Below are 13,860 nucleotides of genomic sequence, written 5' to 3' on the forward strand. Positions count from 1 at the left end.
CCCCTGGCCCCGCCCGGGATCGGGGCCGTCCCGCCCCCGGCGCCGGCGCCCGCCCCCTTCGGCCAGTCGCCGTACGGCCCCCCGGCCCCCGGCCAGACGCCGCCCCCGCCGGGCGGCTACCACCAGCCGCCCGCCCCGCCCTCGCCCCACGCGCCCGGCCTGCCGCCCGGCTACAACCAGCCGCCCAGCGCGCCGCCCGGCTACGGCCCGCAGGGCCAGCAGCAGTTCGGCCAGATCCCCGGCCAGTCCGGCGGCTACCCGGTGCCCCAGGGCGCGCCGCAGGCCGCGGGCGTGTCCGCGGCGCTCCAGAAGTACCGCGAGACGCCCACCGGCCAGCGCTGGACCGCGCAGAACAGCAAGCTGGTCCGCGTCGACCTCGGCGTCGGCGGGCAGCCCGTGCTCGCCCGCCAGGGCAGCATGGTGCTCTACCAGGGCAAGGTCGACTTCGCCTACAAGGGCGCGGGCTTCGCCGGCCGCCTGGTGGGCAACGCCACCGGCCAGGAGATGCAGCTGATGCGCTGCACCGGCCAGGGCCAGGTCTTCTTCGCGGAGAACTCCACCTATCTGCACCCCGTCGAGCTCCAGGGCGACGCGCTGTGCGTCTCCGCGGAGAACGTCCTCGCCTTCGACGAGAGCCTCCAGTACGAGGTCCGCCGCATCGAGGGCCACGGCATCCCCGGCGGCGCCCTGTTCACCATGCAGTTCCAGGGCACCGGCACGATCGTGGTCAAGACCCACGGCACGCCCGTGGTGCTGCCGGTCACGCCGACCACGTTCGTCGACTCCAACGCCGTCGTCGCCTGGTCCGCCGCCGCGCAGGTCATCGTCTCCAGCCAGGTGCGGATGCGGCGCAACGCCTACCCGGGCCACACCGGGGAGGGCGTCAACCTCCAGTTCCGGGCCGCGCCCGGCAATTTCGTCGTCGTCCAGCCGTACGAGGTCTGAGGGAGCCCGTCATGAACCAGCCGCTCGCGGGCTACGCCCCCGCCCCCGTCACCGCCCGTATGGACAACCACGGCGACCACATGCTGAAGGTCGCCATGCAGACCGGCAACGACCTCCTCGCGCGCGTGGGCTCGATGGTCGCCTACGAGGGCTTCATCCAGTACGAGCCCAACCCGCCGGCCGTGCGTCAGATCGCCCGCGACTGGATCACGGGCGAGGGCGCGCCGCTGATGAAGGTCTCCGGCGACGGCCTGCTCTACCTCGCCGACTACGGCGCCAACGTCGTCGTGATCAACCTCAACGGCGACGGCATCTCCGTCAACGCCACCAACCTGCTCGCCTTCGACGCGAACCTGACCTGGGGCGTGGAGCGGGTGAAGGGCCTCGCCAAGTTCGCCGGCCAGGGCCTGTGGAACACCAAGATCTCCGGCCAGGGCTGGGTGGCGCTGACCTCCCGGGGCAAGCCGATCGTCGTCGACTGCGGCGGCGGCGAGGACGAGACCTACGTCGACCCGGACGCGCTCGTCGCCTGGTCCCCGAACCTCAAGGTGAAGGGCAAGCGCAGCTTCAAGGCGCAGTCGCTGATCGGCCGCGGCAGCGGAGAGGCCTACCAGATGGGCTTCTCGGGCCAGGGCATCGTCGTCGTCCAGCCCAGCGAGGACAGCACCGACCGCATCCGGTTCCGGGGCTGAGGGGGAGCCAGAACACCATGCAGAGCCCGCTTTTCGCCTTCAACGACACCCAGAACCAGGACCGCTGGAGCCTCCAGAACAAGCAGATGCTGCGGGTCACCCTGGAGGGTCACGACGACATCCTCGCCCGCAAGGGGACGATGGTCGCCTACCAGGGACTCGTCGAGTTCGACGCCGAGTACCAGGCCCGCCACCAGGCCCGCGCGCGTGCCTACACCGGCGAGGGCCTGGACCTGATGCGCTGCCACGGGCAGGGCACGGTCTTCCTGGCCAACCTCGCCCAGCACGTCCACGTCATGGACGTCGAGCAGGACGGCCTCACCGTCGACAGCAGCTATGTGCTGGCGATGGACTCCTCGCTGCACCACGAGGTGATCGCCGTCGACAGCCAGTACGGCATCTCCGGCTCCGGGAAGTACCAGCTCAACATCACCGGCCGCGGCAAGGTCGCCCTGATGACCTCGGGCGCGCCGCTGCTGATGCAGGTCACCCCCGACAAGTACGTCAACTGCGACGCCGACGCGATCGTCGCCTGGTCCACCGGGCTGCGCGTGCAGATGCAGGCCCAGACGCACTCCTCGGGCGTGTGGCGGCGCCGGGGCAACACCGGCGAGGGCTGGGAGCTCAGCTTCATGGGCAGCGGGTTCGCGCTCGTCCAGCCCAGCGAGCTGCTGCCGCCGCAGAACGCGAACATCGGCCAGGGCATCGCCGCACAGTTCGGCATGGGCCAGCAGGGCGCCCGCGGCGCCAACCAGGGCAACGTCTGGAGCTGATCCGGCCGTACACGCGCGTGTACGGCGCGAGGGGGTGACCGCCGACGGCGGTCACCCCCTCGCGCCGCGGGAGCGGCCAGGCCTCACAGCCGCGCCCGCGTCGCCTCCAGCAGTCGTACGACCGACTCGTCGGCCACCGTCGCCACCTCGTCGTAGCCGAACCAGCGCAGGTCGAGGGACTCGTCGCTGATCTGCTGCACCGCGTCCGGCGGCGCGAGGACCGCGTACTGCACGTCGAAGTGCCAGTGGCAGGGCGCCGGGATCGGATGCCGGTCCAGGCGCACCGGACCGCCCGGCACCAGCGTGAGACCCGCGATGCCGGACTCCTCGGTCGCCTCGCGCAGCGCCGCCGCCTCCAGGGAGGCGTCCTGCGGCTCGCAGTGGCCACCCATCTGGAGCCACAGCCGCAGCTTGCGGTGCAGGGTCAGCAGCACCCGCCGCCGCTCCGGGTCGATCACCAGCGCGCTGGCCGTGACATGCCCGGCCTCGCACGCCTTCCAGACGCCGTCCGGGTGCGCGGCCAGATGACCGATGTAGAGCCCGCGCAGTTCGGCCTGGTCCGGGTACTCCTTGAGCACGTGGACCGCGTCGTCGTACAGGCTCATTCGCCGTCTTCGCTCTCGTCGTCCCCGGCCTTGCCGCCCGGCTCGTCCTTCTTCAGGTTCGGCTTCTCGCCGGAGCCGCTCGCCGCCTCGCCGAGCAGCTTGTCCAGCTCGGAGAAGTCCATGTGCTCGCGGTGCACGAAGCCGTCCGGGTCGTCCAGGTCGGTGGCCGTCGGCAGCATGTCCGGGTGCGCCCACAGCGCGTCCCGGCCGTCGACACCGCGCGCGTCGGTCAGCGAGGCCCACAGGCGCGACGCGTCGCGCAGCCGCCGGGGGCGCAGCTCCAGACCGATCAGCGTGGCGAACGTCTGCTCCGCGGGGCCGCCGGAGGCGCGGCGCCGGCGCAGCGTCTCGCGCAGCGCGTCAGCGGACGACAGACGGGGCTTCGCGGCCGCGTGGACCACCGCGTCGACCCAGCCCTCCACGAGCGCCAGAGCCGTCTCCAGACGCGCCAGGGCGGCCTTCTGCTCGGGCGTGTCCTCGGGCTGGAACATGCCCTGCTGAAGGGCTTCCTGAAGCTGCTCGGGGTTCTGCGGGTCGAACTGGCCGACGACGTCCTCCAGCTTGGCGGTGTCGACCTTGATCCCGCGCGCGTACCCGTCGACCGCGCCGAACAGGTGCGAGCGCAGCCACGGCACGTGCGCGAACAGGCGCTGGTGGGCGGCCTCGCGCAGGGCGAGGTACAGCCGCACCTCCTCCTTGGGCACGCCCAGGTCCTTGCCGAACGACTCGATGTTCACCGGAAGGAGTGCCGCCTTGCCCGCCGGACCGAGCGGCAGACCGATGTCGGTCGAGCCGACGACCTCGCCCGCGAGTACGCCGACGGCCTGGCCGATCTGGGTGCCGAACATGGCGCCGCCCATGGAGCGCATCATGCCGATCAGCGGGCCGGCCATGGCCTGCATCTCCTCCGGAAGGACGTCGCCCATGGCGGCGCCGACCCGCTCGGCGACCGGGTCGACCAGTTCCTTCCAGGCCGGGAGGGTGGCCTCGACCCACTCCGCGCGGCTCCACGCGAGGGCCGTGCCCGCGCCGGACGGCAGCGACGTGGCGTCGTCCAGCCACAGGTCGGCGAGGCGGACGGCCTCCTCGACGGCGGAGCGCTCGCTGGGTCCGACGCTCGCGTCCTTGACGCCGTCGGAGGTGCCCTGCGCGACCGTCTGCCGGGCGATCTGCTTGGCCATGTCCCAGTTCACCGGGCCGCCCTCGTAGGAGAGCATCTGGCCCAGCTGCTGGAACGCGGCGCCCAGGTCGGTGGGGTTCAGCGAGCCGAACATGGCAGCGAGCGGATTGTCGCCGCCGGGGCCTCCGGCACCGGGCAACCCGAAACCGAACGGGTTGCCCGGTCCCTGCCCACCGGCGCCCTGCTGGTCCTTCTTCTTGCCCTCGTCGCCGTCTTCCGGCTCCTCCGGCGGAAGGCCGAATCCGAATGGGGTGTCACTCACGGGGTTCCTCGGCTGGTAAGGCCACCGGTTCTCGCCGGCGGCTCGGCTGCCCTGCAACACCACCCAGCGTAGACACCCGGGACCAATCGGGCCTCGGTGCTTCGCCGACCGGCGGCCTGCGGCAGGATGGATGCCACCTGGTACGCACGCGTCACTGCGCGTCCGTACTGAAGACAACCGCTGGAGACGCCTGGTGAGTTCCCCAGATCCGCAGGTTCGCGCAGCGCGAAACCAAACGACCGGCAGCAGTCCCGCCGTACGCGGGCCCGTGGTCGCGGTGACCGGAGCCGCGAGCGGGGTCGGCGCGCTGCTCACCGCACAGCTCGCCGCGTCCGGCCAGGTCAAGCAGATCATCGCCATCGACGAGCGGCGCGGGGAGTGCGCCGAGGCGCTGTGGCACATCCTGGACGTACGGGACCCGGCGATCGCGGACAAGCTGCGCGGCGCGGACGTCGTGGTGCACCTCGCGCTCGACCTCGACCTGGAGACGGATCCCGCGGCGCGCACCGCCTACAACGTCCGGGGGACGCAGACCGTGCTGACGGCCGCCGCGGCGGCCGGCGTGCACCGGGTGGTGCTGTGCACGTCCGCGATGGTCTACGGCGCGCTGGAGGACAACGAGCTGCCGCTGTCGGAGGACGCCGAACTGCGCGCCACCGCCGAGGCCACCGGCGTCGGGGACCTGCTGGAGATCGAGCGGCTGGCCCGGCGCGCCCCCCGCGCGCACCCCGGGCTCAACGTCACCGTGGTGCGCCCCGCCGTCCTGGTCGGGGGTACGGACACCGCGCTGACCCGGTACTTCGAGTCACCCCGGCTGCTGGTGGTGGCCGGGTCGCGGCCGGCCTGGCAGTTCTGCCATGTCGAGGACCTGTGCAGCGCCCTGGAGTACGCCGTCCTGGAGAAGGTCGACGGCGAGCTGGCGGTCGGCTGCGACGGCTGGCTGGAGCAGGAGGAGGTCGAGGAGCTCAGCGGCATCCGGCGCATGGAGCTGCCGTCGGCGGTCGCGCTGGGCGCGGCGGCCCGGCTGCACCGGATCGGGCTCACGCCGTCCCCGGCCGGCGACCTCGCCTACACGATGTACCCGTGGGTGGTGAGCGGGAGCCGGCTGCACGACGCGGGCTGGCGGCCGCGGTGGACCAACGAGGACGTACTGGCCGAGCTGCTGGAGGAGGTCTCCGGCCGGCACACGGTGGCCGGGCGCCGCCTCGGCCGCAAGGACGCGACGGCGGCGGGCGCGGCGGGTGCGACGGTCGCCCTGCTGGGCGCGGCGGCCGTGGTCCGCAGGGCCCGCAAGGCGCGGCGTCGGATCTGAGCGGGCGCCGGTCGGGCGCCGGTCGCTGTAGGACGCTCCAAGCCACCCGCGCGCGGGACGGGCGAACCTCGTATTCCGTGCTGTCGGCGGGGTGCGGCACGATGGAGGCATGGCATCCACGAACGATCATCCCGGCGAGTCGGCCGCCGGGGACCCCGTCAAGCTCATCGCCGTCCGGGACAGCGCGCTCTCGGTGGACGAGGTCTTCCGGGCGCTCGGTGACGACGCGGCCGGCGGCGTCGCCCTGTTCGTGGGGACGGTCCGCAACCACGACGGCGGCGCCGACGTCGACGCGCTCGGCTACTCGTGCCACCCCAGTGCCGAGGCCGAGATGCGGCGTGTCGCCGAGAAGGTCGTCGCGGAGTACCCCGTGCGGGCGCTGGCGGCGGTGCACCGGGTGGGCGATCTGACCATCGGGGACCTCGCCGTCGTCGTCGGCGTGTCGTGTCCGCACCGGGCGGAGGCGTTCGACGCGTGCCGGAAGCTGATCGACGACCTCAAGCACGAGGTGCCGATCTGGAAGCACCAGAGGTTCTCCGACGGCACCGAGGAGTGGGTCGGCGCCTGCTGAGCGGTGGCGCGGGACCGGCGCCGAGGGCCCTCGGCGCCACCGTGCGTCCGCCTCTGTCTCCGGTTGCGTAACCGCAACCCTGCCCCGAGCGTTGTCACTGCGGATGGTTAATCTGCTCATCAGTCAGTTGCGGTCGCTCTGGGGTTGGGAGGTCGTCATGGCGGCGCTCGCCTGGTTGCTGATTCCGCTGGTGGCCGCGGTCGGCGCGGGGCTCTGGGGCAGTTGGGCCAACCGGACCCGCAAGGCGCGCAGCGACGGTCCGGAGCTCGACGGCTACGCCCGCTTCCGTGAGGCCATGGAGCGGTCGCACTCCGGCATGTGAGGGACGGTGCCGGAGCGGCGGGTGTGCCGGGAGGCGGTCGGAGTTGCGGCCCTGACGGCACGCTGACAGACACGTCCCGTACTGTCGTGCCATGCCACGCCGCACCGCGACGATGCTCGCCTCCACCCTGATGCTGATCGCGCTTCTGTGCGCGGGAGTCCTCATCCGCGTGCCGTACGCGGAGATGTCACCGGGACCGACGGTGAACACGCTCGGCGAGCACGACGGCGAGCCGGTGCTCCAGATCTCCGGCCGCAAGACGTACGCGGCCAGCGGGCATCTGAACATGACCACGGTGCGGGTCACGAGCGCGGACTACCAGATGAACCTGGTCGAGGCGGTCTACGGCTGGCTGGCGCACGACAGCAAGATCGTGCCGCACGACACGCTCTACCCGGACGGCAAGACCGAGGAGCAGTCGACGCAGGAGAACGCGGAGGAGTTCAGCCAGTCCCAGGAGAGCGCCAAGGTCGCCGCCCTGAAGGAACTCGGCATCCCCGTGAAGTCCTGGGTGATCGTCTCCACCGTGGTCAAGGACTCCCCGGCCGAGGGCAAGCTGCACGCCGGTGACGTGATCAAGGACGTCGACGGCACGACGGTCAAGCAGCCCGCGGACGTCGCGAAGCTGGTGACCAAGCACAAGCCCGGCGAGCAGGTCGTCTTCACGGTGATCCCGGCCAAGGAACAGGCCGCCGCCGAGAAGGCCGGCCGTACGGCGACGAAGACCGAGAAGGTCACGATCACCACCGCGACCTCGCACGACAGCGGGGAGAAGCGCGCCATCGTCGGCATCTCGGCGGGAACGGACCACACGTTCCCGTTCAGCATCGACATCAAGCTGGCCGACGTCGGCGGGCCGAGTGCCGGTCTGATGTTCTCGCTCGGCATCTACGACAAGCTCACCCCGGGCGACCTCACCGGCGGCAAGTTCGTCGCGGGCACCGGCACCATCGACGACGACGGCAAGGTCGGTCCGATCGGCGGCGTCGACATGAAGACGATCGGCGCGCGCAACCAGGGCGCCCAGTACTTCCTGACCCCCGCCGACAACTGCGCGGAGGCCGCGAAGGACACCCCGAGCGGGCTGCGGCTGGTGAAGGTCGACACCATCGACGACGCCCTCAAGGCGCTCAAGGAGATCCGCAGCGGCGACACCGCCGACCTGCCGAAGTGCACGACCAAGGGCTGACGGGACCGGGAGGGCGGGGGCGCGCTCAGGCGGGCGGCCCCGGCCGTCCCTGGGGGCCTCAGTCCTCGAACGTGGCCTTCAGTGCCTCCGCGAGCCCCGGCACCAGGTCGGGGCCGGTGAGGACGTCGGTGGGGGAGTCCTTCTCGCGCAGCCGCAGGGCCGACTCGCGGCCGCCGTCGCGCAGCACCGCGACCGTCATCCGGACCTCCTGGCGCTCCGGGTGCTCGGCGACCCAGCGCGCCAGCTTGGCCTCGTTCAGGCCCTGCGGGACCTGGGCCTCGGCGGACGGCGGCAGCATCAGACGCTCCACGGTGAGCGCGCAGCCGACCACCGCGTCGGGCCAGGCGATCGTGCCGAGGAACTCGTCGAGCGGCTGGTGCGTTGGCACTTCGTCCTGCTCGATCGGGGTGAGACCGGTGGTCTCGGGCTCGTCCTCGAGGCCGAGCTGGGCCGCGAGAGCGGGTTCCTGGACCCGCAGCCGTGCGGTGTCGACGAGGGCGAAGAGGCGGGCGGGCTGGTCCCAGCCGAGGCCGGAGGCGTACTCGTCGATCTCGAGCACGGCCCGGGTGAGCGGGCTCGCCGCCATGGGAGTGTTGGACATGGTCACAATCCTCTCTCGTTCCTGGCCGGAATCGGGAACCGAGTAAACGGTGAGTAAGTTGCATAGGTGTGGGCCCGCGATCACGGGGGGCCACGGCAGGTCCGCGAACACGAGGGCCTGACGTTTCGAGAGCGAACTTCGAGGTGCGCACCTTGGCTTTCCAGATGCCGGACCGCGGTGGAGGCCCGACGGGGCCGCGGATGAGAGTGGGCCGTCCGTCCCGGCGGGCCCGCACCCTGCTCATGACGCTGGGCGTCCTTGCCGTTCTCGGCATGGCGTTCACCATGTTCGCGGGCTTCTGGACGAACTGGCTCTGGTACCGGTCGGTGCACTACTCGTCGGTGTTCACCACGACGCTCTGGACCAAGGTCGGCCTCTTCTTCGTCTTCGGTCTGCTGATGGCCGTCGCGGTCGGGGTCAACATCTGGCTCGCGCACCGGCTGAGGCCCCCGCTGAGCGCCATGTCCGTGGAACAGCAGAGCCTCGACCGCTACCGGATGGGCATCGCGCCGTACAAGAAGTGGCTGCTGCTGTCGATCACCGCGCTCGTCGGGCTGATCGCCGGCGCCTCCGCCTCCAGTCAGTGGCGCACCTGGCTGATGTGGGTGAACGGCGTCTCCTTCCACCAGAAGGACCCGCAGTTCCACCTCGACGTCTCGTTCTACGCCTTCGACCTGCCCTGGTACCGGTTCCTGCTGGGCTTCGGCTTCGCCACCGTGATCCTCTCGCTGATCGCGGCCGCGCTCACCCACTACCTCTACGGCGGGCTGCGCGTCACCAGCCCCGGCGCGAAGGCCACGGCCGCCGCGACCGGGCACCTGTCGGTGCTCATCGGCATCTTCGTCGCACTGAAGGCGGTCGCCTACTGGCTCGACCGGTACGGACTCGCGGTGAAGTCCAGCGACTTCAAGGCGACCGACAACTGGACGGGCCTGCGCTACGTCGACGCCAACGCCTATCTGCCGGCGAAGACGATCCTGTTCTTCATCGCGGTGATCTGCGCGCTGCTGTTCTTCGCCACCCTGTGGCGGCGGACCTGGCAGCTGCCGGTGATCGGGTTCGGCCTGATGGTGCTCTCCGCGATCCTGATCGGCGGCCTGTATCCGGCGATCGTGCAGAAGTTCCAGGTCCAGCCGAACGAGCAGGCCAAGGAAGCGCCGTACGTCAAGAAGAACATCGAGGCGACGCGCAAGGCGTACGACATCGACGACGCGAAGGTCTCCGACTACGCGGGCACGAGTACGACCAAGGACAAGAGCACGCTGCGCGACGACGCGCAGAGCGCGGCGAGCTACCGCCTGATGGACCCGAACGTCGTGTCGCCGACGTTCGAGCAGCTCCAGCAGGTGCGCAACTACTACAGCTTCCCGTCCAACCTCGCCGTCGACCGCTACAAGATCGACGGTAAGGACCAGGACACGGTCATCGGCCTGCGCGAGCTGAATCTCGACGGCATCCCGAAGAAGAACTGGATCAACGACCACTTCCGCTACACGCACGGCTACGGCGTGGTCGCGGCCAAGGGCACCGAGGCCGACTCCGAGGGACGCCCGGTCTTCACCGAGTCCGACCTGCCGTCCACCGGCCAGCTCGGCACGTACGAACAGCGCGTGTACTACGGCGAGAAGACGACGACGTACTCCATCGTCGGCGGTCCCCAGAAGGAGATCGACTACTCCGACGACAGCGGCGAGAAGACCACGAGCTACCAGGCCAAGAGCGGCGTCAGCCTGTCCAGCCCGCTGAACCGGGCGGCGTACGCGGTGGCGTTCGGCGAACCGCAGATCCTCTACTCCGGCGCCATCGGCGACGGTTCGCGGATCCTGTACAACCGCACGCCCAAGGAGCGCGTCGAGGCGGTGGCCCCCTGGCTGACCATCGACGGCGTGGCCTACCCGGCCGTGGTCGACGGGCGCATCCAGTGGATCGTCGACGCCTACACGACCACCAACGGCTATCCGTACGCGTCCCGTACGACGCTCGGCGACACCACCACCGACTCGCTGACGGCGGCCAACAACCAGCACGTGGTGGCCCAGCAGAACCAGGTCAACTACATCCGCAACTCGGTGAAGGCGACCGTGGACGCCTACACCGGCGAGGTCAAGCTGTACCAGTGGGACACCAAGGACCCGGTGCTGAAGACCTGGATGAAGGCGTTCCCGGGGACGGTGCAGCCGAAGACGGCCATCTCCTCGGACCTGATGAGCCACTTCCGGTACCCGCAGGACCTGTTCAAGGTGCAGCGCGAGCTGCTCACCCGCTACCACGTGACGGACGCGCAGACGTTCCTCAGCGGCAGCGAGGTGTGGCAGATCCCGGACGACCCGACCAACAAGTCGGGCAACGCGGTGCCGCCGTACTACCTCAGTCTGAAGATGCCGGGCGAGTCGTCCCAGACGTTCTCGCTGACGACATCGATGACCCCCAACGGGCGTGACAACCTGAGTGCGTTCATGTCGGTGAACGCGGACGCGGACTCCGCCGACTACGGCAAGATCACCATCCTGAAGACGCCGACGGGCAAAACCGTCGACGGGCCCAAACGGGTGCAGAGCCAGTTCCAGTCCGAGCCATCGATCGCCGAGTCCATCAGACTTCTCAGAGGCGGCGACTCGGACATCGAGTACGGCAACCTGCTGACGGTGCCGCTCGACGGCGGGCTGCTGTACGTGGAACCGGTCTATGTGCGCGGCGGCGACCTCAAGTACCCGCTGTTGCGCAAGGTGTTGGTGACCTACGGCGGCAACACGGCGTTCGAGGACACCCTCGACCAGGCGTTGGACAAGGTGTTCGGGACGGACGGTGCCACGACTACGCCACCGGACACCGGCACCACGAATCCGCCGACGTCGAGCAATCCGACGGTGCAGCAGGCGCTGGACGACGCCCAGAAGGCGTTCGACCAGGGTCAGGCCGCCCTGAAGAAGGGCGACTGGGAGGCGTACGGCAAGGCGCAGAAGGATCTCCAGGCCGCCCTCAAGCGGGCGGAGGAGGCGCAGGACGAGGCCGACAAGGGCAGCAAGAGCGGCAAGAAGTCCAGCAGCAGCGCGAGCCCCAGTGCGAGCCCCAGCGCCAGCGCCAGTCCCAGTCCCCGTGCGAGCGCCGGCGGCAGCGGATAGAAGGGCAGCTCAGGGGCGGTTCCGGGGAATGATCGATCGCCCCCTCGCGTCGTGGTACGGTTGCAACACAACGGCGCGGGGTGGAGCAGCTCGGTAGCTCGCTGGGCTCATAACCCAGAGGTCGCAGGTTCAAATCCTGTCCCCGCTACTGAAAACGAAGGCCCGGATTCTCAGGAATCCGGGCCTTCGTGATGTGCGAACGCATGTGCCTGGCCGTGTACCGGCCGCGCCGCCGGGGGGAGTTGGGCCTTCTGTGTTTGACTTGTCTCTCTGTGGGCATGTCGACAAAACGCTGAAGTGACCTCACTGGCTGCGGTATACCAGGTGTACCCAGGTTGCAGGTGGTGCGACGATGGACGTTATGGGGGACAAGGCAACTCTGTTCGAGACAGGACGATTTGCGCAGCCTTCCGAACGGGAGGAGGCCCGGGACGAGTCCGGGCAGGCGGCTGACGAAGCAGCCGAGGAGATCCGCACCCGGCTCGCCGTCGAGGACGGCGACGTCGAGGCGATGAGCGTCCTCGGCGCCATGCTGCTGCGCCGCGGCGACCTCGACGGAGCCGAACCCCATCTGCGTGCCGCCACCGCCGAGGGCGACCGCGCCGCCGCCAACAACCTCGGAGTCCTCCTGCACCAGCGCGGCTACGCCGAGGAGGCGGCCGGCTGGTGGCGGATCGCCGCCGTCGCCGGATCGGCGGCCGCCGGGCACGCGCTCGGCCGCCACCACCGCGAGCGCGGCGACGAGCCCGCCGCCGAGTACTGGCTGCGCCAGTCCGCCGAACAGGGCCATGTCCTCGGCGCCTACGCCCTCGCCGACCTGCTGGAGCACCGCGGGGACCCGGGCGCCGAACAGTGGATGCGGGCCGCCGCCGAACGCGGGCACCGGGAGGCCGCGTACCGGCTGGCCCGCGCGCTCGACCGGCGCGCCGCACGGGAGAGCGGCGCCGACAACGGTGTCGAGGCGCCCGCGGGAGGCGCCGAGGGGGCCGAGCAGTGGTACCGGCAGGCCGCGGCGCGCGGGCACCGCCGGGCCGCGCTGCACCTCGGGGCCATCCTGGAGCGGCGCGGCGAGCTCAAGGAGGCCGGCCGCTGGTACCTGACGTCCGCCAAGGACGGCGAGGCGCGCGCCGCCTGCGCGCTCGGGTTCCTGCTGCGCGACGCCGGGGACCCCGAGAGCGCCGCCGTCTGGTGGCTCAGGGCCGCGCAGGACGGCGACGGCAACGCCGCGAACGCGCTCGGCGCGCTGCACGCCGAGCGCGGCGAGACCCAGACCGCCGAGCGCTGGTACCGGGCGGCGATGGACGCGGGCGACGACAACGGCGCGTACAACCTCGCGCTGCTCTGCGTGGAGCAGGGGCGGACCGCGCAGGCCGAACAGTGGTACCGGCGGGCCGCGTACGCCGGGCACCGGGAGGCGGCGAACGCGCTGGCCGTGCTGCTGCTCCAGGGCGGGGACGCGGCCGGGGCCGAGCCGTGGTTCTCCAAGGCGGCGGAGGCGGGCAGCGTCGACGCCGCGTTCAACCTCGGCATCCTGCACGCCGGGCGCGACGAGGACGAACTCGCGCTGCGCTGGTACGAGCGGGCGGCCGCCGCCGGGCACACGGAGGCCGCGCTCCAGGTCGGCATCGCCCGGCTGCGGGAGGGCGACGAGCGGGAGGCCGAGCGGCATCTGCGGTGCGCGGCGGGGGGCGGCAGCGCGGAGGCCGCGTACCGGCTGGCGGCCGTGCTCGACGCGCGGCGGCCGGCCGGCTCGCCGCACGAGCTGGGCGAGCAGGTGCACGAGAAGACCGAGTGCGAGGAGTGGTACGAGCGGGCGGCCGGGCAGGGGCACCGGCGGGCCCAGGTGCGGGTCGGGATGCTCGCGGCGGCGCGGGGGGACGTCGTCGAGGCGGCGCGGTGGTACCGGACGGCTGCGGAGGCGGGGTCCCGCAACGGGGCGTTCAACCTCGGACTGCTGCTGGCGCGGGAGGGCAGCGAGCCCGAGGCGGCGGTGTGGTGGACGCGGGCGGCCGACGCCGGTCATGGGCGGGCGGCGTTGCGGCTGGCCCTGGTCTACGCGCGTCGTGGCGAGCTGGAGGAAGGGCGGCGGTGGGCGGAGCGGGCGGTTGCGCTGGGGCCGGGGGAGGTGGCGGAGCGGGCGGCTGCGTTGGGGGAGGTGCTGCGGTCGGAGATGTCGGCGTGAGCGTTGGCACTGGGCTTGGCTGTGGGGGGTGTCTGCCCACCCGCCCGCCCGACTCGGTGGGCTCAGGGGTGGCCGTCCCTGGGGCTCCGCCCCAGACCCCGAGG

The 13,860-nt window shown here is 71.3% G+C and carries 12 protein-coding genes and 1 tRNA gene; 10 read left to right on the forward strand and 3 right to left on the reverse strand.

The window, feature by feature from the left end; genetic code table 11:
• The 3 genes from WN71_RS42420 to WN71_RS38685 all read left to right on the forward strand — a co-directional run.
• On the forward strand, nt 1-945 hold a 945-nt coding region (locus WN71_RS42420), incomplete at its 5' end, for an AIM24 family protein (protein WP_143074938.1).
• An 11-nt stretch (nt 946-956) separates the two neighbouring features.
• Nucleotides 957-1,637, forward strand: coding sequence for an AIM24 family protein (locus WN71_RS38680; protein WP_046591837.1), 681 nt, complete (start codon nt 957-959; stop codon nt 1,635-1,637).
• A 17-nt stretch (nt 1,638-1,654) separates the two neighbouring features.
• Entirely contained in the window at nt 1,655-2,410 is a 756-nt protein-coding gene (locus WN71_RS38685) for an AIM24 family protein (protein WP_046591836.1), read from the forward strand.
• 83 nt (nt 2,411-2,493) lie between these two features.
• On the opposite strand, the gene WN71_RS38690 is transcribed toward WN71_RS38685, so the two are convergent.
• Together WN71_RS38690 and WN71_RS38695 are read right to left on the reverse strand one after the other, a co-directional pair.
• Nucleotides 2,494-3,015: an NUDIX hydrolase gene (locus WN71_RS38690; RefSeq protein WP_046591835.1), complete on the reverse strand. Its 522-nt coding sequence runs from the start codon at nt 3,013-3,015 to the stop codon at nt 2,494-2,496.
• Nucleotides 3,012-4,457: a zinc-dependent metalloprotease gene (locus WN71_RS38695; protein WP_046591834.1), complete on the reverse strand. Its 1,446-nt coding sequence runs from the start codon at nt 4,455-4,457 to the stop codon at nt 3,012-3,014. Before WN71_RS38695 ends, WN71_RS38690 begins: the two co-directional genes overlap by 4 nt.
• 193 nt (nt 4,458-4,650) lie before the next feature.
• On the opposite strand from WN71_RS38695, the gene WN71_RS38700 reads away from it, so the two are divergent.
• The 4 genes from WN71_RS38700 to WN71_RS38710 all read left to right on the forward strand — a co-directional run bounded on the left by WN71_RS38700 (nt 4,651) and on the right by WN71_RS38710 (nt 7,851).
• A complete protein-coding gene (locus tag WN71_RS38700; protein ID WP_046591833.1) occupies nt 4,651-5,769 on the forward strand; it encodes an SDR family oxidoreductase in 1,119 nt (372 codons plus the stop codon).
• A 109-nt stretch (nt 5,770-5,878) separates the two neighbouring features.
• Nucleotides 5,879-6,340, forward strand: coding sequence for a molybdenum cofactor biosynthesis protein MoaE (locus WN71_RS38705; protein WP_046591832.1), 462 nt, complete (start codon nt 5,879-5,881; stop codon nt 6,338-6,340).
• 103 nt (nt 6,341-6,443) lie between these two features.
• Nucleotides 6,444-6,662 carry a hypothetical protein gene (locus tag WN71_RS41660; RefSeq protein ID WP_143074939.1) on the forward strand — a complete coding sequence of 73 codons (219 nt, stop codon included), beginning with the start codon at nt 6,444-6,446 and terminating at the stop codon, nt 6,660-6,662.
• A 91-nt stretch (nt 6,663-6,753) separates the two neighbouring features.
• Complete coding sequence (locus tag WN71_RS38710; protein ID WP_046591831.1) at nt 6,754-7,851, forward strand: YlbL family protein; 1,098 nt, start codon at nt 6,754-6,756, stop codon at nt 7,849-7,851.
• A 58-nt stretch (nt 7,852-7,909) separates the two neighbouring features.
• Here WN71_RS38710 and WN71_RS38715 read toward each other — a convergent pair whose 3' ends face one another.
• Complete coding sequence (locus tag WN71_RS38715) at nt 7,910-8,452, reverse strand: PPA1309 family protein (protein WP_046591840.1); 543 nt, start codon at nt 8,450-8,452, stop codon at nt 7,910-7,912.
• A 143-nt stretch (nt 8,453-8,595) separates the two neighbouring features.
• Here WN71_RS38715 and WN71_RS38720 point away from each other — a divergent pair, with 143 nt between their 5' ends.
• The 3 genes from WN71_RS38720 (at nt 8,596) to WN71_RS38730 (ending at nt 13,756) form a co-directional block, all read left to right on the forward strand.
• Nucleotides 8,596-11,574 carry a UPF0182 family membrane protein gene (locus WN71_RS38720; RefSeq protein ID WP_420856566.1) on the forward strand — a complete coding sequence of 993 codons (2,979 nt, stop codon included), beginning with the start codon at nt 8,596-8,598 and terminating at the stop codon, nt 11,572-11,574.
• A gap of 74 nt (nt 11,575-11,648) precedes the next feature.
• Nucleotides 11,649-11,722 (forward strand) — tRNA-Met (locus WN71_RS38725).
• Nucleotides 11,723-11,926: 204 nt separating this feature from the next.
• A complete protein-coding gene (locus WN71_RS38730; protein ID WP_046591829.1) occupies nt 11,927-13,756 on the forward strand; it encodes a tetratricopeptide repeat protein in 1,830 nt (609 codons plus the stop codon).
• The last annotated feature ends 104 nt before the right edge of the window (nt 13,757-13,860 follow it).

The sequence above is a fragment of the Streptomyces mangrovisoli genome (genome assembly GCF_000974985.2).
GTDB classification, from domain to species: domain Bacteria; phylum Actinomycetota; class Actinomycetes; order Streptomycetales; family Streptomycetaceae; genus Streptomyces; species Streptomyces mangrovisoli.

Coding starts and splice junctions, on each gene's coding strand:
- WN71_RS38680 (WP_046591837.1), top strand. CDS start 957: ATGAACCAGCCGCTCGCGGGCTACGCCCCCGCCCCCGTCACCGCCCGT.
- WN71_RS38685 (WP_046591836.1), top strand. CDS start 1,655: ATGCAGAGCCCGCTTTTCGCCTTCAACGACACCCAGAACCAGGACCGC.
- WN71_RS38690 (WP_046591835.1), bottom strand. CDS start 3,015: ATGAGCCTGTACGACGACGCGGTCCACGTGCTCAAGGAGTACCCGGAC.
- WN71_RS38705 (WP_046591832.1), top strand. CDS start 5,879: ATGGCATCCACGAACGATCATCCCGGCGAGTCGGCCGCCGGGGACCCC.
- WN71_RS41660 (WP_143074939.1), top strand. CDS start 6,444: ATGGTTAATCTGCTCATCAGTCAGTTGCGGTCGCTCTGGGGTTGGGAG.
- WN71_RS38710 (WP_046591831.1), top strand. CDS start 6,754: ATGCCACGCCGCACCGCGACGATGCTCGCCTCCACCCTGATGCTGATC.
- WN71_RS38715 (WP_046591840.1), bottom strand. CDS start 8,452: ATGTCCAACACTCCCATGGCGGCGAGCCCGCTCACCCGGGCCGTGCTC.
- WN71_RS38730 (WP_046591829.1), top strand. CDS start 11,927: ATGGACGTTATGGGGGACAAGGCAACTCTGTTCGAGACAGGACGATTT.